This is a genomic window from Flavobacterium flavipigmentatum, from assembly GCF_020911905.1.
GTDB classification, from domain to species: domain Bacteria; phylum Bacteroidota; class Bacteroidia; order Flavobacteriales; family Flavobacteriaceae; genus Flavobacterium; species Flavobacterium flavipigmentatum.
The window spans coordinates 3,745,537-3,769,763 of the sequence record NZ_CP087133.1; the positions used below are offsets into that span (position 1 = coordinate 3,745,537).

The following is a 24,227-nucleotide window of genomic DNA, read 5'->3' on the forward strand; positions in this document are numbered from 1 at the left end:
ATATTAATTTCCAGGTGCAAAAGGAAATTTTAAGGATTGAAAATACTCTAAAGTTTGTGTGGGTTTCTCTACTCCGGCTGGTAATTCTTTACCCGAATACTGCTGAAAATAAAGCAAACATGCATCTCGCCACCATTTTGCTTCTTTATATTGAATTTCTAATAACATTTGTACCTCCTTAAAACGTTCGCCATCTAGATACTTTTCAGTTTTATTCCAAGTGCTTTGCATTTCTTTTACCTGATCTAAACCTTCTTGATATTTCAACGATAAACCGTTCCAAAGTGTCTGTCCATTTTTAAGTTTATAATCCCAGGAGACATGATGAAACCACAATAAATCTTTTTCAGGACAAGTTGCCACGTTATCAAAAAGTTTCTCAATTTCCGGTGCGTATTGTGAGGTTGCATTCGTGCCAGTTTTTGATCTGTCGAAACCTATTCCGTTTTTATCTGCTTTGTGATAATAAACGGGATTCCATTCTGGTCTTGATAAATTGGCCACCCAAGGCCCTGGTCCATAATGATGCCCTGTGTCCATGATATGATGCAAACCTAAAGGCGTCATATAATTTACAACCGTCTCACGCGATTTTATCATCATTTCCTTTACTGGTTTGATAAAATTTTCATCATTGGAAAAAGTACATTTCAGCCATTCATCAGCAATTGTTTCTGAATCCAAATACGGATTCCATGCTAATCTGCCGAAGCCATAACAATTTGCCTGCGCAAAAGGATGTCCCGTCCAGTTGAGATCGTTTCCAATGTTTGAAACTCCGGCAATTCCGGTAAGTTTAGCATTATACAAAGAACCATCAACTACTTTGGCAACAGTAGAACCTTTCCCTTTTTGATAAGTATCCGAATCTAAAACCTCTTTAAATAATTGCGGGAGATAAACCAAATGAGTGCTAAAACCGAGATACTCCTGCGTAATCTGAAACTCCATCATAATAGGCGTTTTTTGCATTGCGCCAAACAAGGGGTGAAAAGGTTCTCTTGGCTGAAAATCAATCGCACCATTTTTGACTTGAACAATCACGTTCTCTCTAAACTTTCCGTCATAGGGCTGAAATTCGGCGTAAGCCTGTTTTGCTCTATCATTTGCATCGTGTTCTGAATAGACAAAAGCCCTCCACATAATCACCCCCCCAAAAGGAGCGACAGCATCTGCCAGCATATTGGCACCATCAACATGATTTCTGCCATAATTTTGTGGTCCTGGCTGACCTTCTGAATTTGCTTTTACCAAAAATCCTCCAAAATCTGGAATTCTTTTGTAGATTTCTTTCGCTTTATCTTTCCACCAATTTGCTACAGCGATGTCTTTTGGGTCAGCCGTTTTTAAACCACCTATTTCAACCGGAGCCGAAAAACGGGCAGTCAGGTAGACTTTTATTCCGTAAGGTCTAAAAACATTAGCCAACGCCTCCACTTTTTCCAAATATTGAGGTGTAAGAATCAAAGCATTTGCATTTACATTGGTCAAAACGGTTCCGTTAATACCTATTGAAGCGTTTGCTCTGGCATAATCTATATACCTTTGATCAATAAAATCAGGTAATTTTTGCCAGTTCCAGAGAGAAAATCCCGCATAGCCACGTTCTACAGTCCGGTCTAAATTATCCCAATGATTTAAGATGCGGAGATTTATTTTTGGAGACTCAGTAATCTCCAGATTTTTGATGGATTTATTTGTCTGAATCCTTCGTAAAAAACTGTAAACTCCGTATAAAACACCTACATCATTTTTTCCTGTAATTACAATATGTTTTGCGTTATCTACGATAACCAATTTAATTACAAAACCTTCCTCATTTATTTGAGTTATATGAGATGCTAGTTCTTTTTGAAGTTCAGGGTTTAAAGCAGACTGAGCTCCCACAACCAGAGTATTTTGACCTTCTAATTTAGATTTTACTTCTAATTTTTTTTCCAGCATACTGTTCAGGCCTAATTCTAATTCTTTCACAGCAATTTTGGAAGTTTCAGAATTTCCTAAACCAACGATTCCTGTAATGGCTGTAGTATATTCTGAACGGATTTGGGAGTTGGTTATCTTATCATATTGAAGCCATAACTTATAATCCTTCTGACCCCATGAAGACCATGAAATTATAAAAAGCACTATTACTAATGCTAACAAAGTCTTTTTTGTGTGCTTCATTATCTTAATTATTTTTTTATTTTGATTTACATCTAATTCGTTAATTCATACTTATAACCGTGCTATTGGCAAAAAAATGCTTAAAAAAATATGGTATTAAAAAAAATACAACACTTGCAATCGGTTGTGTAAAAATATAAAAAAAACGTAATAAAAAAATAAAAACTTAAAAATTTAACTAGAGTAATGTCATCAACTAGTATTTCAGTAGTTGCAATCAGATTGAATACGTTTTAATTTTCATCAAAAAACCTGTTAATACCTATAGAAAGTATAACAGGCTTTTTGATTTAAATCTAAAATCTAATTTAAATTTTCTTTGAAGACTCACGTACTAAAACCTGCGTGTTTAAAAAAGTAATTTCTTTGGCTTCTTCCTCTTTAACAGATTTTAAATTTTTAAAAATCAGCTCTGCAGCTGCTTTCCCCATCTTTTCAGCGGGATGCGTTATAGTAGAAATATTTGGTTCGATTATTTCTGAAATGGGATCATTATTAAACCCAATTACCGCAAACTGGTCCGGCACTTTGATGCCTCTTTTTTTTGCAGTCTGAACAGCACTTACTGCAAGAATATCCCCAGGAGCAAAAAGACCATCCGGAGGTAATTTTAAATCAAATAAATGATTACTGGCTTTGACTCCCTCTTCATAAGTCATTTCTTTTAGGCTGATAATTAAATCATTTTCTACTGGCAAATCGTGTTCTAACAAAGCATCCGTATACCCTCTTTTTCGCTCATTATAAAGAGTCCCAAATTCTGATCCCGCGGTTAAGTGCGCAATTCTCTTACATCCTCGCTCGATAAGATGTTTTGTTGCTTTATAACCCGCCAAATAATTATTGATCACTACTCGAAAAGTATCATAATCTCTCGGAACCCTGTCCACAAAAACCAGCGGAATATTATTATTGGAGAATTGTCTAAAATGAGAAGTATCTTTGGTTTCCATTGCAAGAGAACAAATCACCCCGCTGACACGATTACTGTATAATGATTTCGCCAAATCAACCTCCATCTCGTACGAGTCATGCGATTGCATAATAATAACCGAATACTCTGATTTTCTGGCAGTAATTTCGATACCGCTAATTAAAGAGGATAAAAAAGGCTGTGTAATAGTAGGAATTAAAATTCCAATCGTTTTAGATTGATTACCACGCAGTCCTGCCGCCAAAGTATTTGGAACAAAACCCATTTCTTTAGCAGTCTGTTTTACCTTTTTTATGGTTTGCTCACTGATAGTATGGTGATCTTTTAAAGCTCTCGAAATTGTTGAGGTAGCAAGATTCAGTCTCTCCGCAATATCATAAATCGTTACATGTCTGTGTTCTTCCATTAATTATAGTACTAAAAAGTAAAAGTAATTATTTTAATGATATAACAATCCATTCTATGTCAATTTAGCATATTCTAAATCTCTAAATGATTTTAATAACAAATTATGATTATTTCGTATGATACTCAAAACATAATTTTTTTATTTTGAAAAAAAGCTATTTCTTTACACAATCGGTTGTTTGAAAGCTAAAGTAAATAATTTATAACCATACATTGTTTAATCTCAAAAAACATAAAGCTTATGAAATCACAAAAATTCAAATATCTAGTACTGCTATTGACCACGTGTTGTTGCTTCGGGCAGGAAAATCAGGGAAAATTTTTATTTCAAGATACTAATTTAACTTTTGAAGAACGGGTAGACGATCTAGTAAGCCGATTAACATTAGAAGAAAAAGTTTCACAAATGCTCAATTCATCCCCAGCGATCCCAAGGCTGGGAATAATAGCTTATGACTGGTGGAACGAAACATTACACGGTGTAGCAAGAACTCCTTTCAAAACCACGGTTTATCCGCAGGCAATAGCTATGGCAGCAACATTCGATAAAAATTCACTTTACAAAATGGCAGATTATTCGGCACTAGAAGGAAGAGCGATTTACAATAAAGCCGTCGAATCCAACAGAACCAACGAGCGTTATATGGGGCTTACTTATTGGACCCCTAATATTAATATTTTTCGCGATCCGCGTTGGGGTCGCGGACAGGAAACTTATGGTGAAGATCCTTATTTAACGGGTACATTAGGAGATTATTTTGTTAGAGGTCTGCAAGGAGATGATCCTAAATATTTGAAAGCTGCTGCGTGTGCAAAACATTATGCCGTACACAGCGGACCTGAGCCTTTGCGCCATACTTTTGATGTTGATGTTACACCTTACGAACTCTGGGATACCTATCTTCCCGCTTTTAAAAAATTAATAACCGAATCGAATGTGGCAGGCGTTATGTGTGCTTATAATGCTTTTAAAACGCAGCCCTGTTGTGCCAGTGATATGCTGATGACAGATATTCTTCGTAACCAATGGAAATTTAAAGGTTATGTAACCTCAGACTGCTGGGCAATTGACGATTTTTTTAAGAATCATAAAACACATCCCGATGCTGAATCGGCTGCTGCCGATGCCGTTTTTCACGGTACTGATATTGATTGTGGTACAGATGCTTACAAAGCTTTGGTTCAGGCTGTAAAAAACGGGAAAATTAGTGAGAAACAGATAGATATTTCTGTAAAAAGACTTTTTATGATACGTTTCAGATTAGGAATGTTTGATCAGGTAGCAATGGTAAAATATGCTCAGACGCCATCTTCGGTTCTGGAAAGTCAGGAGCATCAACAGCACGCCTTAAAGATGGCCAGACAATCTATGGTTTTACTTCGAAATGAAAAAAACATCCTGCCTCTGAATAAAAACTTAAAAAAAATTGTTGTTCTTGGTCCAAATGCAGATAATTCGATTTCTATTTTAGGAAATTACAACGGAACCCCGAGTAAACTAACTACTGTTTTACAAGGTATTAAAGAAAAAATAGGTACAAAGACAGAGGTTGTTTACGAGAAAGCAACCAACTTTACCAACGATACTTTATTGGTATATCAAAACCTTAAAAATCAATATTCGTATGAAGGAAAACAAGGCTTTAAAGCCGAATATTATGATAATGTAAACTTATCCGGAAATCCCCTGACAACAAGAATTGAACCCGAAATAAATCACTTTTGGCAGGAAGGCGAAGCCGTTGTACAAAACATTAAAGCCAACCATTTTTCTGCCCGATACAGCACTAATTTTACCGCAGACAGCGACGGTTCTATAACATTTGAACTCAGCGCAGACGATGGTTATCGTTTTTTAATTGATGGAAAAGAAATGATAAATGCATGGACAAAAAACAGATGGGGAGAAAAAACATTTAAATTAATTACCAAAAAAAATACTGTCTACAAATTAGTTTTAGAATATTGGCAGGGAGAAGGAAAAGCAAATGTGTCATTAAATACGGGCAATTTTGAGAAAACTGACTTTATAAAAATAGTAGACAAACATAAAGATGCCGATGCTTTTATTTACGTTGGTGGAATATCTCCGCAGCTTGAAGGTGAAGAAATGCCGGTTAACTTTCCCGGTTTTTCAGGTGGAGACCGCACTTCTATACTGCTTCCTGAAGTACAAACCCGATTGATGAAGGCACTAAAAACCTCAGGAAAACCAGTGATTTTTGTTATAATGACTGGAAGTGCAATTGCCGTTCCCTGGGAAGCAGAAAATATTCCTGCCATAGTAAATGCGTGGTATGGAGGTCAGGCGGCAGGAACCGCGGTCGCTGATGTTTTATTTGGAGATTATAATCCAGGAGGAAGATTGCCTGTAACTTTTTACGGCAGCGATTCAGATCTTTCTGCTTTTGTAGATTACAGTATGGAAAACAAAACGTATCGCTACTTTAGAGGCCATCCGCTTTTTGGTTTTGGATACGGGCTCAGTTATACTTCATTCAAATATGATCAATTGGATGTTTCTTCCAAAATAAAAAAAAATAACAATGTTGCTGTGTCTGTAAGGATAACCAATACTGGCAAAACTGAAGGTGATGAAGTAGCCCAATTATATATAATCAATCAGGATTCGTCTGTAAAAGCACCACTAAAAAGTCTTAAAGGATTTGAAAGGCTTACTTTAAAACCTGGCGAAAGTAAAAAAATCAGGTTTACTCTTTCTCCCGAAGACCTTTCTTATGTTACCGCTCAAGGTGAACTTAAACAATTTGAAGGCAAAATTAAACTTGCAATCGGAGGCTCTCAACCTGATGAAAAAAATCAAACAAAAAGCAATATTATTTCGAAAATCATTGAGATAGAAAAATAAAAACAGCAATCATTATCTCGACTTTAACAAGCTTATTTTTATAGCAATTACAATAAAAAATCCCATAACATCATGCGAGTTATGGGATTTTATGTTTTTTATTAAAGGTTTGCTTTTTATTCTAAAACAAAACTCACACTAACATTTGCGGTAATTTCTATTTCTCCGATAGCCAATGTTTCGTTTGAAGCACCTGCATCGGCAGACTCTTTCATTCGCATTGCAGCATATAAAGGCTGTGGGTGATATACTTGCGAGTTATCAGAAATAGTGATCGCTTTACCTACTTTTTGTCCTAATACAGAAACATAATCTTCTGCTTTTAATTTAGCATCTTTAATGGCCAATTTACGAGCTTCTGATTGATATTGCGCCAATTTAGATGATTCAAAAGTAACGTTGTCTAGACGATTAATTCCTTGCTGTACCAGACCTTCCATCAATTCATCATATTTAGACAAATCTTTCAGAACAATTTCGACAGTTTGGTTAGCATTGTACGTTGTTTTCTTTTTCTCATAATCAAAAATTGGATTCAAAGAAACTTGTTTTGTTCTAAAATCGGCAGTTGGCACATTCATTTTTTTTATGAATTTTAAAACGGCATCCATTTTTTCGTCGTTTAGCTTTTTGACTTCTTTAGCATTACTCCCAGTGGTTTCAACTGTTGCCGAAATGCAAACCTGATCGGGTGTCACTTTTACTTTACCTTCTCCATTTACATTTATTTGCGGAATTTGTTTTATTTCTTGACCGTAAGACATTGTCATAAACATGATAGTTAAAAATAGTACTAGCTTTTTCATTTTCTGATTAATTTAAATTTGTTATGTAATCTCTTACCAAAAGTTGTGCCAACATTATAATTTATCCATTTTAGCCATCACAAAAAGTATTATAATAGGAATCGCCAATAAGATCGTCATTAAACTATGATCTATCATTAAACTTGGCTCTTTTATCAAAGTAATCAGATAGCCTCCCACCGCTCCGCCAAAATGTGCGGTATGCCCGATGTTATCATTTTTGGCTTTCATTCCATAAATAGAATATAAAAGATATAAAATTCCGAAAAGATAAGCCGGAATATTAATCAGGAAATACAAACCAATGGTAGAATTGGGTTCGAGCAAAATTGCAGAATATAGCACACCAGTAACTGCTCCAGAAGCCCCTACTGCACGGTAACTAAAGTCATTTTTATGAAAAACCATCGTCAGTAAACTGCCAAATATCAAACTGCCAACATAAATCAATAAAAAAGAAATACTGCCTAAATGCGCTATTACGGCTGGAGCAAAAAACCATAATGTTAGCATATTAAAAGCCAAATGCATCATATCTGCATGCAGAAATCCTGACGATAACATCCTGATTTGTTCTCCCGAACGAATACTTCCTACATGAAATTCATATTTTCTAAAAAAAGAATAATCATTAAAGCCTTTATAACTTACCAGAACATTCGCAACGATAATCCCTATCAAAATGGTATTCATACACTATATTTAATTTGAAGCGTAAATATAGTAATTCCGCTAAGAAACTAAAGTTAGCAAAAAGCCAAAATAATTCTGGATATTTATTTTTACTTTATATTTGTAAAAAAATTTAGATGCAGTTTCTTGTTTATATACTAGCCTACCCTTTGCTATGGCTAATTTCTATACTTCCTTTTCGGATATTTTATTTGCTTTCTGATTTTGTCTATTTTCTGGTATATCATATTTTAAGATACCGCAGAAAAGTGGTTCGTGAAAATCTGTCACTTACTTTGCCCAATTTAAATGATGCTGAAAGAAAAACTATCGAAAAGAAATTTTATCAGCACATGTGCGATATGTTTTTAGAAATGATAAAAACTATGACCATTTCGCCCGAAGAAATGGCAAAAAGATTTACCGTTACCAATATTGAATTAGTACGTGAATATGAAGCAAAAAACAAAAGTATTGTTTTGTTTGCATCGCATTACGCTAGTTGGGAATGGCTTTTGACACTTAATAAACAACTTAAATTTAAAGCTTACGGAGTGTACAAAAAAATTGCAAATCCTTATTTTGATAAATTAGTTCGAAAAATCAGGTCGAAATACGATGCCGAATTGGTAGAAACTAAAAAAACAATTCCGTTGATGGCGCAAAATCAGCGTGAAGGAATTTTAAGCCTTTACGGTTTGGCGAGCGATCAATCTCCAAAAATGGATAGAATTTTTCATTGGAAAACATTTATGGGCATCGAAGTTCCTGTGCATACGGGAGCAGAAATGCTGGCAAAAAAATACGATTTGAGTGTTTTATTTGTGAAAGTAAAAAAATTAAAAAGAGGTTATTATGAAGCTACATTTGTTCCGATTTGTAATAATTCAAAAGAATTTACTGATTTTGCCATCACAGAAATGTATTTGAAAGAAGTTGAAAAACAAATTCTAGAAGCGCCCGAATATTATCTTTGGACGCATAAAAGATGGAAATACAAACGATAAATTATTCAATTTCAAAAAGTCCAAAAGGTATCATTTACTTTCTGGACTTTTTTTGTTTATAAAGCTTCCGAAAGGAGTAAATAATTAAAGTATGCGTTTTTTGATGGGTTTTTGTAATGTTTTTTCCAAATCAATAAACTAAAAAAATGGTGTAAACGACTTACATTTGAAGTTGATAAGTTTAACCCAAATCTTTTCAAAAAATCCTACTTATGATAAAAAAAATAATTTTAGCACTCCTTGTGAGCAGTGTTTCCATTAACAGTTTTTCGCAAAGCCCCAAACGCGGAATTGCTTATGGGAATCATTCTCTGGAAGATTTACAAGCTCTAAAACCCGGAATTTCGTGGTGGTACAACTGGGGTTCTCTGCCCGAGAATGATCTTAACGCCAATTATGCTTCTTTGGGAGTTGAATATGTTCCGATGGCATGGGGAAGGGTAAATGATGCCGATCTTCAATCTTTTATTGAAAAAATAAAACCCGGCACAAAATATCTGTTGGCTTTTAATGAACCCAATTTTAATGATGGCGCTCGCTTAACGCCTCAAGATGCCGTGAATGCATGGACAAATATTGAAAAAATTGCTGCAGCAAAAAATCTGGAAATCATAAGCGCATCGCCGGCTTACAACGGTCCAAATAATTATGGCGGTTACAGCGATCCTTTACTGTGGCACGATCAATTTTTTAGTCTTTGCCCAAACTGCAAAGTAGATTACATTTCGTTTCACACGTATGATAATACTGCGGGATCTGTCATTGGTGTTACCGGCCTTCTAAAAAAATATGGAAAACCTATTTGGGTAACCGAATTTGCAAACAGAGTTATTCAGACAGCTGATGAGAAAACTGCTTTTATGAAGCAAATCATAACAAATTTTGAAAATGATCCGGACATCTACAGATATTCATGGTTTACAGGCAGAGTTCCCGCAAATTGGACAGACATGCTTCAAGGACAGCTTTTAAATCCTACAAGCGGCGTTTTGAATCCGATAGGAACCGAATATATTAATGTTAGTTATACCACCAAAAAAATGAATGTTCCAGGCCGAATTGTAGCCAACAAACATTATCGTCGCAAAGGAACAAGCTTGCAAAACACTACAGATTCTGGAACTACCCAAAATGTGAGCTTAATAAATGAAGGGGATTGGAATGAATTTATACTAAATATCGCCGATGCCGGAACGTACAAACTAACTTTTAGAATCGCTTCTGCAACCACTCCCGGAAAATTTGATATTACTGTAAACGGCGTTGTTACAAAAACTGATGAAACTTTTCCTGCAACGGGTGGATTGCAAACTTTTGCAGACAAAATTGTAAACGGAGTTACGTTGCCAAAAGGAGAAGTTTTATTAAAAATTAAATTCAAATCAAACGATATGAGTTTTAATTATATTGATGTTGCAACAGCAAATTTAGGCGTGAACGATCCTATAGTTGAAAAAGATTCTTTTAGTATTTATCCAAATCCGTTTAAAAATCAGGCGACACTTCAAATAAAATCAAGCAATACAGAACCTTTGACAATAAAAATTGTCGATATGAAAGGAGCCATTTGTTACTCGTCTGATGCTCATTCAACCAATGAAGATATTAAAATTGGAGATAAACTTTCGGCTGGAATTTATATCGTGACAGCAGTTTATGGCTCGGTTAAGAAATCATTCAAAATCATTAAAAATTAAGACTTCTCTAAAATAGTTGACACAAAAAAACTCTTTCAAACCAATGAAAGAGTTTTTTTATTGAATGCATTTATAAAGATTAAATTCCAGCTATTGCTTTTATTTCGTCTATAATTCGAAGTGCCAAAACATCTGCTTTTTCTTGCGAAGGAGCTTCAGTGTAAATACGAATGATAGGTTCTGTATTTGATTTTCTTAAATGTACCCACTCTGTGGCAAAATCAATTTTTACACCATCAATTGTTGTAATATCCTCATTTTTGTATTTTTCTGTCATCGCTATCAAAATAGCGTCAACATCAATTTGAGGTGTCAATTCAATTTTATTTTTGCTCATATAATACTCCGGATAAGAAGCTCTTAAAGCAGAAACCGACATTTTTTTCTGTGCCAAATGTGTTAGAAATAAAGCCACTCCAACCAAACTGTCGCGCCCGTAATGCAACTCTGGATAAATGATTCCGCCATTACCTTCACCGCCGATAATTGCTTTATTTTTTTTCATTAATTCTACTACATTCACCTCACCTACTGCACTAGCCTCATAATTTCCTTTATGAGCAACGGTTACATCACGCAATGCGCGAGAAGATGACATATTCGAAACGGTATTGCCAGGAGTTTTACCCAAAACAAAATCGGCGCAAGCCACCAAAGTATATTCTTCTCCAAACATTTCTCCATCTTCGCAAATAAAAGCCAAACGATCTACATCGGGATCAACAACAACTCCTAAATGTGCTTTTTCTTTGACAACCAATTCCGAGATATCGGTTAAATGTTCTTTTAAAGGCTCCGGATTATGAGGGAAATGACCGTTTGGTTCGCAGTATAATTTTACTACTTCTACGCCCATCAATTCTAATAATTTAGGAATGATAATTCCCCCTGACGAATTTACGCCATCAACCACTACCTTAAATTTTGCTGCTTTTACGGCTTCAATATCTACCAATGGCAAATTCAAAACTTCATCAATATGAATATCCATGTAAGCATCATTCGAAGTAATTTCGCCTAAACTATCCACATCCGAAAAATCAAAAGCTTCTGCTTCTGCTATTTCAAGGATTTTAGCACCATCGTCGCCACTCAAAAATTCTCCTTTTTCGTTTAATAATTTCAGGGCATTCCATTGTTTTGGATTGTGGGAAGCTGTCAAAATAATTCCGCCATCTGCTTTTTCTAAAGGCACGGCAACTTCTACGGTTGGTGTGGTCGAAAGGCCTAAATCGATGACATTAATTCCTAAACCAATTAATGTATTGACCACCAAATTATGAATCATAGGCCCCGAAATTCTGGCATCACGACCAATTACAACGGTTAATTTTTCTTTTGGAGAATTATTTTTAAGAAAAGTACCGTAAGCCGAAGCAAATTTTACAGCATCAACAGGAGTCAGGTTATCCCCTACTTTTCCTCCAATAGTACCTCGTATACCTGAAATTGATTTTATTAAAGTCATTTTTTTGAGTTATATTTATTGTTTTACAAATATAAAAAAGTTGCTCAGTAACTGAAGATAATAAGGGATTAAGTTTTGAAAAACATATTGTATGCTTAAAACATGCAGCATACAATTTATGAAAGAAATTTTATACATTTACAATCATAAAGCGCACAAATTTGAATATAAAACGCTTTGTAACACCAAAAACAATGAATTTTTTAGCGCACATTTACCTGTCTGGTGACAATGATTTGATAAAAATCGGCAATTTTATGGCCGATGGAATTCGAGGTAAACAATTTGAACATTTTCCGGAAGATGTACAAAAAGGAATTATTTTGCACCGATCAATTGACACTTATACCGATTCGCACGATATTTTTAGACAAAGTACTAAAAGATTACACGAAAAATACCACCACTATTCGGGTGTGATTGTAGATATCGTTTACGATCACTTTTTGGCGAAAAACTGGACAAAATATTCCGATGAAAATCTGGAAGAATTTATCAATAAATTTTATGCTTCATTGCACCAAAATTATGATATTTTAACAGAGAAAACAAAAGGAATGATGCCTTACATGATTGAGCAAAACTGGCTTTTAAGTTATCAAACCATTGAAGGAATTCATCGGATTCTGACTCAAATGGACAGACGTTCTAAAAACGAATCGAAAATGCAATTTGCCAGTGAAGAATTAGTAACATTTTACACTGAATTTGAACAAGAATTTACCTTGTTTTTTGAAGATTTACGACAACATTCAAAACAAAAACTACTTTCTTTATGAAAAAGATCAAAACACTTATATTAAGCCTAATTTATGTAGGTTGTATTGCGCAGCAAACTACCACAAAACCAACAGGACTAGTGGTTACCAAAGCTATGGTGGTTTCTGCCCGACAAGAAGCATCACAAATTGGCGTTGAGATCATGAAAAAAGGAGGCAATGCTTTTGATGCAATGGTAGGTACAGAACTGGCGCTGGCCGTGGCTTTTCCTTTTGCAGGAAACATAGGCGGTGGCGGTTTTATGGTCTATCGAAAAGCAAATGGTGAAGTAGGTTCGCTGGATTATCGAGAGAAAGCACCTTTGGCAGCAACAAAAGACATGTTTTTGGATAAAGACGGCAATGTCATTAAAGGAAAAAGTACCGAAACAGCTCTGGCAATAGGTATACCCGGAACAGTTGCAGGAGTTTTTGCAGTACACAAAAAATTAGGTTCTTTGCCCATGTCTGAAATTCTAAAACCAGTAATTGCTCTTGCAGAAAAAGGCGTGATCGTCACCGAAAAACAAGAAAAAAGCATGAACGATTACCGCGCTGCCATAGTGAAAATCAATGGTCCGAAGACACTTTTGTCAACCGAATTTAAAAAAAATGATACCATTAAATATTTGGCTTTAGCCGAAACATTGAAAAGGATTTTAAAAAACGGCAGAGATGAGTTTTATAAAGGAAAAACAGCTCAAATATTAGTTGATTATCTTCAAAAAAGAGGCGGTATCATTACACTTGAAGATTTAGCAAAATATGAAGCAAAATGGAGAAAACCTTTGCAATTTGCTTATAAAGATTTAAAAATAACTTCAATGTCTCCACCAAGCAGCGGTGGTATTTGTTTAGGTCAAATACTAAAGATGATTGCGCCTTATGATTTGGCACAAATGGGGCACAATACAGCGGCTTCTATTCAGGTAATTGTAGAAGCAGAAAGAAGAGCGTATGCTGATAGAAGTCAGTTTTTGGGCGATCCTGATTTTGTAAAAATTCCTGTAAAAGCTTTATTGGATGATGCTTATTTAAAAGGCAGAATGGCTACTTTTAATCCTGAAAAAGCCAGTTTATCCTCTGAAATAAAAGAAGGAAAAATAAATTATAATGAAAGCCTTGAAACCACACATTATTCTATTGTAGATGCTCAGGGAAATGCCGTTGCAGCCACAACAACGATCAATGATGGTTATGGTTCTAAATATTATTGTGATGAATTGGGTTTCTTTTTGAATAACGAAATGGATGATTTTAGCGCCAAACCGGGTGCGCCAAATATGTTTGGATTAGTAGGAAATGAAGCCAATAGTATTGCTCCTCAAAAACGAATGTTAAGCTCTATGACACCGACTATTGTTGAGAAAAACGGAAAACTTTTTATGGTTTTGGGTTCTCCGGGAGGCTCTACTATTATAACCACTGTTTTACAGGCGATTCTAAATGTGTATGAATACAAATTAAGCATACAGGAGGCGGTAAATGCCCCTCGTTTTCACCATCAGTGGCTGCCTGACCTTATTACTTTTGAGCCCAATACTTTCGACACAAAAACAATTGATGCCCTTAAAGCAAAAGGTTATTTGATCAATGAAAAAGCAACTCCAGTAATTGGAAAACTGGATGCTATACTGGTTTTGCCTAATAATACCCTTGAAGGCGGAGCAGATTTTCGGGGCGATGATACCGCCGTTGGATTTTAAATTTATCTCTTATTTTTTTCGAAAATTTAGAGAAATAAGAGTTTTTAATTTTTAGAAAATGAAATCTTTTTTTTATTAAATTTACAGCCAAAACCAAACAAAAACCTAATATGTCCGAAGAATCTTTTTCAGAAGAAAAACAACCCACTAAGAATTCAAAAAAAATAAAAATTGGTATTACGATAGCCATTATTGTAGTACTTGGAGTTGCTTTTATCCCCAAAATATGGGCTAAATACAACAAAAAAGAAGTCGTTTGCCTAAACGGTCAGACAGAAATTTATGAAAAATTTAAAGATGCTGTTGTATTGGTCAAACATACTTATGCACTGGAAATTAGTATCAAAGGGTCAGAACCTTTTCAAATTGAAGTTGATGACAGCACTTTAGCGCCAAAAACAATTTCTGGAACAGGATTTTTTGTATCAGAGGATGGAAAAATTGTCACCAATCATCATGTGGCAGAACCGTGGTTGTATGGTGACGAAACTAAAAATTCTTACAGTTATCTAAAAGAACATATTGCCGCAGTTTTACCTGATTCTATAAAAGCCGAAGATTATAAAGCTTTTATAGAGAAAAACTGGAATTCGTATTATGAAGGTGAAGAGGGGGATTATGAAGAGGAATCTGAAGAAGTAGTTCAGACAGAGACTCCAAAAACTGTAGATTCTACCGCAGTAGTTGCAAGCGATAATTCTGAAAATACAAGCAATGATAGTAGCGCAGAAGAGGCAGTAACTCCAGAAAAAGTGGTGAATTATATAAAAGTAGATGACATAACGATTACGCCAAAAACTGTTGAAATTAGTGTTGCACTTCACGGCTCTAAAGAAGATTGGCTAAAATGCAAAGTATATAAAATTGCCGATGGTGAAGAAGTAGATGTGGCAGTTTTACAATTAAATAGCGAAACATTACCAGGATCGGTGACGAATATCGTCGATTTGGAGAATGCTGTAACAGATGATTCTCATATCAAACCGGGTACAAATGCTATTTTGATTGGTTATCCTATGGGAATGACACTTGCCAACACACGTCGCGGTATAAAAGTTCAAATATATGAAGGTCAGATCAATAAAGAATCTGATGGTGTGAGTTTACAGTACAATGTAACCTCTACTCATGGAGCAAGCGGATCGCCTGTTTTTAACGAATGTGGGCAACTTATTGCTGTAAACTATGCTGGATATGATGCTGCACAAGGGTACAATTTTGGCATCGTTGCCAAACATGCAGCGGCGCTAATTCAGTAGTTGTTTTTCACAAAGAAGTTGTAATAGCCTTATTTTATTGATTAAAAAGCTAAATTTGCAATATATCTAACTTTTTAAAAAATAATCTTGAAAAAATATTTCCGAAAACTAGAAAGCATAATTGCTTTGGCTCAATCTATATTGACACCAAAGCAATTTATTTTTTTATCAAGTGTTCTGGTTGGTATATCGTGTGCACTGGCTGTAATCGTTTTAAAGACTTTTGCACACAGCGTCTTTTCATTTGCTACATACATAAACGGAATATTAAAAATTAGTTTCATCAATAGTATCCTTCCTATAATTGGTATTTTACTGACTGTTTTTGTCGTAAAAAAAGTCTTAAACGGAAGTATTCAAAAAGGTACTTCTCAAATTTTATATGCTGTTGCAAAAAAAGCAAGTATCATTCCGAAAAAGCAAATGTATGCTCAAATTGTCACCAGCTCTCTGACTGTTGGCCTCGGAGGATCTGCTGGTTTAGAAAGCCCGATCGTTATTACGGGTGCTGCTTTTGGCTCTAATTATGCTCAAAATTATAAACTTCCATATAAAGATCGAACATTACTCATCGGTTGCGGGGTTGCAGCAGGAATTTCGGCTGCTTTTAACGCACCAATTGCTGGTGTTCTTTTTGCTATAGAAGTTTTACTTGTAGATGTGAGTATATCAGCTTTTACACCTATTATGATTTCTGCTGCTACGGGTGCCTTGGTTTCGGCTATTTTGTTAGACGAGACAATACTTCTTTCCTTCAAAACACAGCAAACATTTGATTATCATAATATTCCTTTTTATATAATTTTAGGCGTATTAACTGGTTTAGTCGCGATTTATTATGCTCGAAATTTTCAAAAAACAGAACATTATTTTTCACATTTAAAAATGAGTCCTTACAAAAAAGCACTATTTGGCGCTTCATTATTGGCTTTACTCATTTTTATTTTTCCAACACTATTTGGTGAGGGATACGAAAGCATCAAAACCTTGTCTGAAAGTGACCCCGGCAAGTTATTAGAAAACACTCTTTTTAGCCGCTACCAAAACAACAGTTGGGTATTGCTTATATTTGTGGGACTTACCATGATGGTAAAAGTCTTTGCTTCAGGACTTACTATTGGTAGTGGAGGAAACGGAGGAAACTTTGCTCCTGCTCTATTTTTAGGTTCGTATTTAGGATACTTTTTTTCTAAATTAGTCAACATGACAGGGCTTGCCAATTTGCCTGTAAGTAATTTTACTATGGTTGGAATGGCTGGAATTTTGAGCGGATTATTTCATGCTCCATTAACCGCCATCTTCTTAATTGCCGAAATAACAGGAGGTTACGGATTAATGATTCCGCTAATGATTATTTCATCTATTAGTTTTGCTATTTCAAAAAGATTTGAAAAACATTCTCTAGATGTAAAAGGACTCGCGAAAAAAGGGCACGCCTTTACCAGCAATAAAGATTCTAATATTCTTTCGACTTTGGATATTGATACTATCATCCAAACCGATTATTTAACAGTTGCTCCGGAAGAAAGTCTGAGCAAATTGGTAGATCTTATTTCGCATTCTAATCAAGTTGTTTTTCCTGTTATAAATAATGAAAAGGATCTTCTGGGCATCGTGCATTTTAATGATATTAGAGAAATTATATTCAACTCCTACAGAGTAAAATATACTTTGATAAAGGATGTTATGAAAACTCCACCAGCCACGATTTACTCTTATGATAACATGGAAATTGTGATGAGTAAATTCGAAAAATCTAAATCGGCTTTTATTCCGGTACTTCGCAACGACAAGTATTTCGGCTTTATTTCTAAATCTATAGCTCTGGAAGCCTACAGAACCAAATTACGTTCTATGACCATTGAATAACCCTTAATATCGGATAGGTTAATTATTTGGATTATCCGATATTAAGAATTACATTTGTTTTGTAATGTGGAACATAGACCTAACATACAGAACTGATTTTCAATCGACTTTTGAAAGATTGTACCAAAAAAGGCAGGATTTGCAAAATAGCAGACCATTGCCCAATATCGCTTTGAATAAAATTCGCGAGAGTTTATCATTAGAATGGACCTACAATTCAAACAGTATCGAAGGAAACACTATGAGCTTGCGCGAAACCCAAATGGTCATTCAGGAAGGCATTACCATCAAAGGAAAATCGCTTCGAGAGCATTTCGAAACCCATAATCACGACAAAGCCATCGACTATCTTTATGCTATTGTCGATGAACATTACAAGCTCCGAAGCATCGATATTCTTTCGATTCACGGATTGGTTTTACGTTCTATCGAAGATGATTTTGCAGGACGATTACGCAATGGTGGTGTTCGTATTTCCGGAGCAAATTTTATGCCTCCAAATGCGAATAAAGTTTCGGATTATTTAGACGAATTAATTGATTTTATTAACACAAATCCTTTAAACTTAAATGATATCGAGCTGGCAACTATTTTTCATCATAAACTAGTTTGGATACATCCTTTTTTTGATGGCAACGGTCGTACAGTGCGTTTAAGCATGAATTTATTATTGATGCGGTGCGGTTTTCCTCCTGCCATTATCCTTAAAAATGACCAAAAGAAATACTACGAAGCACTCAATCAGGCCAACAACAGCAATTATCAAAAATTAATGCTTTTGATGTGTCAGGCTCTTGAGCGCACACTGAACATCTATCTAAGTGCAATGCCTGGAAATGATAACGATTATCAAAAAATTTCTGATATCGTAAGCGAGCCGGAAACTCCTTATGGTCAGGAGTATGTTAGTTTACTGGCCAGAACAGGCAAAATTGACGCTTATAAGGAAGGTCGAAATTGGTACACCACCAAAGAAGCCATCGAAGAATATATGCTTAACCGAAAAAGAAAACGCTAACTTAGGTTGGCGTTTTTTGTTACTAATTGTAACATAAACTTTTGCCTCTAGTATCAAAAGAATAAATCAAAATGGTAACTTTGCTTTTTGCTCAAATTTATGTTAGAAAAAGACAATACCATTGAAGTTCTTGGCGCAAGAGTTCATAATCTAAAAAATATCGATATTTCTATTCCGCGTGAGAAACTAGTAGTCATTACTGGTTTATCAGGTTCTGGAAAATCATCTTTGGCATTTGACACGATTTATGCCGAAGGACAGCGTCGTTATGTAGAAACTTTTTCGGCTTATGCCAGACAATTTTTGGGCGGTTTAGAACGTCCCGATGTTGACAAAATCGATGGGCTTTCGCCTGTGATTGCTATCGAACAAAAAACGACCAGTAAAAGTCCACGTTCTACTGTAGGAACCATCACCGAAATATACGATTTTTTAAGGCTTCTGTATGCGAGAGGCGCTGATGCTTACAGTTACAATACCGGCGAAAAAATGGTATCGTATTCTGATGAGCAAATTAAAGATCTGATAATTCAGGACTTTAGCGGAAAACGAATCAATATTCTGGCTCCAGTTATTAAGGCTAGAAAAGGTCATTATGCCGAACTTTTTCAGCAAATTACCAAGCAAGGTTTCTTAAAAGTTCGCGTAAATGGCGAAGTACAAGATTTGGTTTCAGGAATGAAACTTGACCGTTATAAAACCCATGACATTGAAATTGTCGTAGACAGAATGTTGGTTGAAGACAGTGAAGACAATCAGAAACGTTTATCTGAAAGTATCAATACCGCCATGCATCATGGAGAAAATGTATTGATGATTTTGGATCAGGATAGCAACGAAGTACGTTATTTTAGTAGAAATTTAATGTGTCCATCTACAGGAATATCCTATCAAAATCCTGAACCGAATTTATTTTCTTTCAACTCACCAAAAGGAGCTTGCCCACATTGTAACGGATTGGGAACGGTTCACGAAATCAATGTTCAAAAAATTATTCCAAATCCAAAATTATCGATTAAAAGCGGTGGTTTTGCTCCGCTTGGCGAATACAAATCGTCTTGGATCTTTAAACAATTGGAAGTTATTGGAGAAAAATTTGGTTTTAAAATAACAGACCCGATTGAGAAAATTCCAGAAGAAGCCATGCAAATGATTTTACATGGCGGAAAAGATAAATTTACGGTAAATTCTAAAGATTTAGGCATTACGCGTGATTATAAAATAGACTTTGAAGGAATCTCTAATTTCATCAAAAATCAATATGACGAAAGCGCTTCGACAACCATAAAACGCTGGGCAAAAGATTTCATGGACGAGATCAACTGCCCTGTTTGTGATGGTTCACGTTTGAAAAAAGAAGCGCAGTTTTTTAGAGTAAATGAAAAAAACATCACCGAATTGTGTGATATGGATATTTCTGATTTGACAGCCTGGTTTCAAGATCTTAACACACATTTATCAGACAAACAGCTTTTGATTGCTTCTGAAGTGGTAAAAGAAATCAAAGACCGACTGAACTTTTTGATGAATGTTGGTTTGAATTATTTGGCTTTAAGCCGAAGTTCAAAATCGCTTTCGGGTGGTGAGGCACAGCGTATTCGTCTGGCCACACAAATTGGTTCGCAATTGGTAGGTGTTTTATATATTTTGGATGAACCAAGCATTGGTTTGCACCAAAGAGACAATGAAAAATTGATTCATTCTTTGGAGCAATTGCGTGACATAGGAAATTCTGTTATTGTGGTAGAACACGACAAAGATATGATTGAGCGAGCCGATTATGTTATCGATATTGGGCCAAAAGCCGGTAAATATGGTGGAGAAATCATTAGTATCGGAACGCCTGCAGAAACTTTAAAATCAAATACCATTACCGCACAATATTTGAACGGAACAATGAAATTGGAGATTCCGAAAGAAAGACGCAAAGGCAATGGAAAGTTTATGAAACTTACTGGCGCGACAGGAAACAACCTGAAAAATGTTTCGATCGAATTGCCTCTAGGACAATTAATTTGTGTTACGGGAGTTTCTGGCAGCGGAAAATCGACTTTGATAAACGAGACCCTCTACCCTATTTTGAACGCGTATTATTTTAATGGTGTCAAAAAACCGCAACCTTATAAAAAAATTGAAGGCCTAGAACATATTGACAAAGTAATTGATATTGACCAGAGTCCGATTGGGAGAACACCTCGATCGAATCCTGCCACATATACAGAAGTTTTTACCGAAATTAGAAACTTGTTTACCATGACTTCAGAAAGTATGATTCGCGGTTACAAAGCGGGTCGTTTTAGTTTTAATGTAAAAGGCGGACGCTGCGAAACCTGTGAAGGTTCGGGAGTTAGAACCATTGAAATGAACTTTCTTCCCGATGTTTATGTAGAATGCGAAACCTGTCAGGGAAAACGTTTTAACAGAGAAACTTTAGAAATTCGATACAAAGGAAAATCTATTTCGGATGTTTTGAATATGACGGTGGATGAGGCGGTTCCGTTTTTTGAAAATATTCCGAAAATTTATCGAAAAGTAAAAACGATTCAGGATGTTGGTTTAGGCTATATTACACTTGGGCAGCAAAGTACAACGCTTTCTGGCGGTGAGGCACAACGCATCAAATTGGCAGGAGAATTGTCTAAAAAAGACACTGGAAATACGTTTTATATTTTGGATGAACCCACTACGGGATTGCATTTTGAAGACATTCGTGTTTTGATGGATGTAATTAATAAACTGGTAGACAAAGGCAATACCATCTTGGTAATTGAACATAATATGGATGTTATAAAACTTGCTGATTATATTATCGATATTGGTCCTGAAGGTGGAAAAGGCGGCGGAGAATTGATCGCCAAAGGAACTCCTGAAGAAGTGGCAAAAAGCAAGAAGAGCCACACGGCTAAATTTTTGAAAAAAGAATTGGAATAACAATTTAAATTTATGAAGAAAATCTTTTTCACTTTACTATTTATAAGTCATACTATATTTAGTCAACAAATAGAAACTTTTAATTATCCCAAAGATCACTATAGAGTTGAAACAAAAGATTTCAAAATTAATCCCACACTAAATTATCAGGTACTTAATGAAGCTTATTTTCCTGTCACCTTAGAAGACTTAAATTTAAAAAAAGGGAAACCTATTAAAAACATTAGCTATTATTATAATGACGATAATACAAAAGCTTGTTCATTAGAATTTACCCCTGAAGGTAAAATAGCGATGACTGAGGATTTTTATAGAAACGAAAAAATCACATTTAATTATTCTAAAGAAATCATCATAAGAAAAAAATACGAAATTAGAAATGACAAGTCAGAAAGAGTATTTTCTATAGATAGTATTGTATACGATCAAAACCAAAACATCATAAGAAAATCCTTGACTAATTATGATTTAAAACAAAAAAATTATAAAATACAAATTGAAGATTATGAATATCTAGAAAAAAATAAATTAGTAAAAATGTATCGTTACAGCATCGTAGAAAACATTCCTTATATTGAAGGATATTTATCTGTTTATGAGCATGAAAATAATTTGATAACAGAAAAAATTTATTATTTTAAGCATAATAATCATTATACAAAGGAATTGAAAAAGGATTCACTATCAATTGATTCTAATTTCAAGAAAAATGTTTATTACCTAAACAAAAAAGGAGAAATTTCGAAATTTGATCAATTTATTACAGATAAAAGTAAAGAAAAATCGACTAGTCTAATATATGACAATTTTAGTAGAATTAACTTCATCACTACTACTATGCAATTTGACAATTCTAATACTGATAGCTTTAAATTTGACATTAACAATAATATTATTGAATTTACTTATGATGGAGCAATTCGAAAATGCAAATACGATAAAAATAATAATGTTATATCTGATATATTAACAGATAAGGAGAGCAATGAAAATATGTTTACTGCAAAATACACTTATCAATATGATATAAATAATAACTGGACAACTATTGTATTTTTTAAAAATGGATCTCTCGATACTAAAATGACAAGAAAAATAAATTATTATTAAAAAATAGTACTTTTTCACCTCACAGATAACTGATAATCAATATACATTTATAAAACAAACTTATCTCACTACTTTTTATACATTAATAAATCTTCATTTTTGTGGCAATTCTTAAAAAAAGTCCTAATTTAGCTAGCCGTTTTTGTTAAACATTATTTGATTTTGACAAAGGTTAATATAAAATCTATGAATCTAAAAGAAAAATTTAGTAACGTTGACCAATATTTTTCTCCTAAAATAATTGATGAAGTAAACGATCAATATATTAAAGTTGCTAAAATAAAAGGTCAGGAAGTTCCGTGGCACAATCACGAAAATGAAGATGAATTATTTTATATCGTCGAGGGTGAACTCTTGATGGAAATTGAAAACGAGCCATCATTCACTATGAAGAAAGGTGATTTATTTGTGGTCAAAAAAGGCGTAAATCATAGGGTTTCATCGGTTGAGGAATGTTCTATAATGCTTATCGAATCTAAAACTACAGAACATACCGGAAAAGTTAAAAGCAACATTACGAAGTCAATTGAAGAACAAACGTATTAATAAAAAATTCTTCGTTTTGTAAAACCAAATTTCTTTTTGAAAACGACTGTCCTAGCCCTGATGGGAACGGCATCCTTTTGTGGTGGGGTTCACCACAAAAGATATAGTGTACAGCAGGAAATAGCTCCTTGCTTTGACTATGCTTAGGATGACAATTTTAAAACACACAGCTAGAAATAAAAATATAAATAATTAAAATATCTAAAATGAGATTAGAAGATTTTGATAACGATGAGGATAAGGTAATTCAGGATCGTTTGAAACAAAAAACGTGGAATGAGATTAGAACCAATGACAGCTGGGCGATTTTTAAGATCATGGCCGAGTTTGTAAACGGTTATGAAAGTATGGGGCGTATTGGCCCATGTGTATCAATTTTTGGTTCGGCAAGAACAAAACCAGAGGACAAATACTATTTGTTGGCCGAAAAAATTGCTTATAAAATTAGTAAAGCCGGTTATGGCGTGATTACGGGCGGTGGCCCAGGAATTATGGAAGCCGGAAATAAAGGCGCTCATTTGGGTGGCGGAATTTCGGTTGGATTGAATATTGAATTGCCTTTTGAACAGCATTTTAACCCGTATATCGATCACGATAAAAACCTGAATTTTGACTACTTTTTTGTTAGAAAAGTAATGTTTGTAAAGTATTCGCAAGGTTTTGTAGTAATGCCTGGAGGTTTTGGAACATTGGATGAAATGTTTGAAGCGATTACCTTGATTCAGACGAAAAAAATTGGAAAATTCCCTATTATATTAGTTGGCGTAGAATTCTGGTCAGGGCTAATTGATTGGGTAAAAACGGTTTTGGTCGAAAAAATGCAAACCGTAAGTCCAGATGATTTAAACTTATTTAAGATCGTTGACACTGAAGATGAAGTAGTTGATGTCTTGGATAAATTCTACAAGAAATATGATTTGAGTCCGAATTTCTAGTTTTTTTTAACCGCAAAGGAAGCAAAGATTTTATAACCTACAATTTACAAAGTTCGCAAAGCAAA

General features: G+C 34.8%; 17 protein-coding genes. 12 read left to right on the plus strand and 5 right to left on the minus strand.

Annotation, left to right across the window (positions count from 1 at the left end; all coding sequences use genetic code 11):
• Positions 1-3: 3 nt before the first annotated feature.
• A complete protein-coding gene (locus tag LNP22_RS15955; protein ID WP_229974349.1) occupies positions 4-2,169 on the minus strand; it encodes an alpha-glucuronidase family glycosyl hydrolase in 2,166 nt (721 codons plus the stop codon).
• Between the two features lie 308 nt (positions 2,170-2,477).
• A complete protein-coding gene (locus tag LNP22_RS15960) occupies positions 2,478-3,509 on the minus strand; it encodes a LacI family DNA-binding transcriptional regulator (RefSeq protein WP_229974350.1) in 1,032 nt (343 codons plus the stop codon).
• 243 nt (positions 3,510-3,752) lie between these two features.
• Between LNP22_RS15960 and LNP22_RS15965 the strand changes: the two genes are divergently transcribed.
• Entirely contained in the window at positions 3,753-6,380 is a 2,628-nt protein-coding gene (locus LNP22_RS15965) for a glycoside hydrolase family 3 C-terminal domain-containing protein (protein WP_229974351.1), read from the plus strand.
• Positions 6,381-6,496: 116 nt separating this feature from the next.
• Here the strand turns inward: LNP22_RS15965 and LNP22_RS15970 are convergent, their stop codons facing one another.
• Together LNP22_RS15970 and LNP22_RS15975 are read right to left on the minus strand one after the other, a co-directional pair.
• Positions 6,497-7,186, minus strand: coding sequence for an SIMPL domain-containing protein (locus LNP22_RS15970; RefSeq protein WP_229974352.1), 690 nt, complete (start codon positions 7,184-7,186; stop codon positions 6,497-6,499).
• A gap of 54 nt (positions 7,187-7,240) precedes the next feature.
• Positions 7,241-7,879 (minus strand): rhomboid family intramembrane serine protease, encoded by a 639-nt coding sequence (locus LNP22_RS15975; RefSeq protein WP_229974353.1) that lies wholly within the window; start codon positions 7,877-7,879, stop codon positions 7,241-7,243.
• A gap of 116 nt (positions 7,880-7,995) precedes the next feature.
• Between LNP22_RS15975 and LNP22_RS15980 the strand changes: the two genes are divergently transcribed.
• Both LNP22_RS15980 and LNP22_RS15985 read left to right on the plus strand, forming a co-directional pair.
• Positions 7,996-8,865, plus strand: a complete 870-nt coding sequence (locus tag LNP22_RS15980) for a lysophospholipid acyltransferase family protein (RefSeq protein WP_229974354.1) — start codon at positions 7,996-7,998, stop codon at positions 8,863-8,865.
• A gap of 212 nt (positions 8,866-9,077) precedes the next feature.
• Positions 9,078-10,562, plus strand: coding sequence for a glycosyl hydrolase (locus LNP22_RS15985; protein WP_229974355.1), 1,485 nt, complete (start codon positions 9,078-9,080; stop codon positions 10,560-10,562).
• A gap of 79 nt (positions 10,563-10,641) precedes the next feature.
• Here LNP22_RS15985 and glmM read toward each other — a convergent pair whose 3' ends face one another.
• Positions 10,642-12,030, minus strand: coding sequence for a phosphoglucosamine mutase (glmM, locus tag LNP22_RS15990; protein WP_210664836.1), 1,389 nt, complete (start codon positions 12,028-12,030; stop codon positions 10,642-10,644).
• Between the two features lie 194 nt (positions 12,031-12,224).
• Here glmM and LNP22_RS15995 point away from each other — a divergent pair, with 194 nt between their 5' ends.
• From LNP22_RS15995 to LNP22_RS16035, 9 genes are all read left to right on the plus strand, one after another.
• On the plus strand, positions 12,225-12,809 hold the full coding sequence (locus tag LNP22_RS15995; protein ID WP_229974356.1) for an acyl carrier protein phosphodiesterase: 585 nt from the start codon (positions 12,225-12,227) through the stop codon (positions 12,807-12,809).
• Positions 12,806-14,494, plus strand: coding sequence for a gamma-glutamyltransferase (gene ggt / locus LNP22_RS16000; RefSeq protein WP_229974357.1), 1,689 nt, complete (start codon positions 12,806-12,808; stop codon positions 14,492-14,494). The genes LNP22_RS15995 and ggt overlap by 4 nt, the downstream gene beginning before the upstream one ends.
• A 110-nt stretch (positions 14,495-14,604) precedes the next feature.
• Entirely contained in the window at positions 14,605-15,753 is a 1,149-nt protein-coding gene (locus LNP22_RS16005) for a S1 family peptidase (RefSeq protein ID WP_229974358.1), read from the plus strand.
• Positions 15,754-15,837: 84 nt separating this feature from the next.
• A complete protein-coding gene (locus tag LNP22_RS16010; protein ID WP_229976395.1) occupies positions 15,838-17,622 on the plus strand; it encodes a chloride channel protein in 1,785 nt (594 codons plus the stop codon).
• 64 nt (positions 17,623-17,686) lie between these two features.
• Positions 17,687-18,640 carry a Fic family protein gene (locus LNP22_RS16015; RefSeq protein ID WP_229974359.1) on the plus strand — a complete coding sequence of 318 codons (954 nt, stop codon included), beginning with the start codon at positions 17,687-17,689 and terminating at the stop codon, positions 18,638-18,640.
• Between the two features lie 99 nt (positions 18,641-18,739).
• Positions 18,740-21,571, plus strand: coding sequence for an excinuclease ABC subunit UvrA (gene uvrA / locus LNP22_RS16020; protein WP_229974360.1), 2,832 nt, complete (start codon positions 18,740-18,742; stop codon positions 21,569-21,571).
• A 12-nt stretch (positions 21,572-21,583) separates the two neighbouring features.
• Positions 21,584-22,681, plus strand: coding sequence for a hypothetical protein (locus LNP22_RS16025; protein ID WP_229974361.1), 1,098 nt, complete (start codon positions 21,584-21,586; stop codon positions 22,679-22,681).
• A 186-nt stretch (positions 22,682-22,867) separates the two neighbouring features.
• The gene (locus LNP22_RS16030; RefSeq protein ID WP_229974362.1) at positions 22,868-23,227 is read left to right on the plus strand and encodes a cupin domain-containing protein; all 360 of its coding nucleotides are present in this window, start codon (positions 22,868-22,870) and stop codon (positions 23,225-23,227) included.
• 206 nt (positions 23,228-23,433) lie between these two features.
• Positions 23,434-24,162, plus strand: coding sequence for an LOG family protein (locus LNP22_RS16035; RefSeq protein ID WP_210664842.1), 729 nt, complete (start codon positions 23,434-23,436; stop codon positions 24,160-24,162).
• The last annotated feature ends 65 nt before the right edge of the window (positions 24,163-24,227 follow it).

What these genes read in the sequence shown, in the direction of transcription:
- LNP22_RS15970 (WP_229974352.1), bottom strand. Translation starts at nt 7,186, where the DNA reads ATGAAAAAGCTAGTACTATTTTTAACTATCATGTTTATGACAATGTCT.
- glmM (WP_210664836.1), bottom strand. Translation starts at nt 12,030, where the DNA reads ATGACTTTAATAAAATCAATTTCAGGTATACGAGGTACTATTGGAGGA.
- LNP22_RS16025 (WP_229974361.1), top strand. Translation starts at nt 21,584, where the DNA reads ATGAAGAAAATCTTTTTCACTTTACTATTTATAAGTCATACTATATTT.
- LNP22_RS15985 (WP_229974355.1), top strand. Translation starts at nt 9,078, where the DNA reads ATGATAAAAAAAATAATTTTAGCACTCCTTGTGAGCAGTGTTTCCATT.
- LNP22_RS15975 (WP_229974353.1), bottom strand. Translation starts at nt 7,879, where the DNA reads ATGAATACCATTTTGATAGGGATTATCGTTGCGAATGTTCTGGTAAGT.
- LNP22_RS15995 (WP_229974356.1), top strand. Translation starts at nt 12,225, where the DNA reads ATGAATTTTTTAGCGCACATTTACCTGTCTGGTGACAATGATTTGATA.
- LNP22_RS15960 (WP_229974350.1), bottom strand. Translation starts at nt 3,509, where the DNA reads ATGGAAGAACACAGACATGTAACGATTTATGATATTGCGGAGAGACTG.
- uvrA (WP_229974360.1), top strand. Translation starts at nt 18,740, where the DNA reads ATGTTAGAAAAAGACAATACCATTGAAGTTCTTGGCGCAAGAGTTCAT.
- LNP22_RS15955 (WP_229974349.1), bottom strand. Translation starts at nt 2,169, where the DNA reads ATGAAGCACACAAAAAAGACTTTGTTAGCATTAGTAATAGTGCTTTTT.
- ggt (WP_229974357.1), top strand. Translation starts at nt 12,806, where the DNA reads ATGAAAAAGATCAAAACACTTATATTAAGCCTAATTTATGTAGGTTGT.
- LNP22_RS16030 (WP_229974362.1), top strand. Translation starts at nt 22,868, where the DNA reads ATGAATCTAAAAGAAAAATTTAGTAACGTTGACCAATATTTTTCTCCT.
- LNP22_RS16015 (WP_229974359.1), top strand. Translation starts at nt 17,687, where the DNA reads ATGTGGAACATAGACCTAACATACAGAACTGATTTTCAATCGACTTTT.
- LNP22_RS15980 (WP_229974354.1), top strand. Translation starts at nt 7,996, where the DNA reads ATGCAGTTTCTTGTTTATATACTAGCCTACCCTTTGCTATGGCTAATT.
- LNP22_RS16005 (WP_229974358.1), top strand. Translation starts at nt 14,605, where the DNA reads ATGTCCGAAGAATCTTTTTCAGAAGAAAAACAACCCACTAAGAATTCA.
- LNP22_RS15965 (WP_229974351.1), top strand. Translation starts at nt 3,753, where the DNA reads ATGAAATCACAAAAATTCAAATATCTAGTACTGCTATTGACCACGTGT.
- LNP22_RS16035 (WP_210664842.1), top strand. Translation starts at nt 23,434, where the DNA reads ATGAGATTAGAAGATTTTGATAACGATGAGGATAAGGTAATTCAGGAT.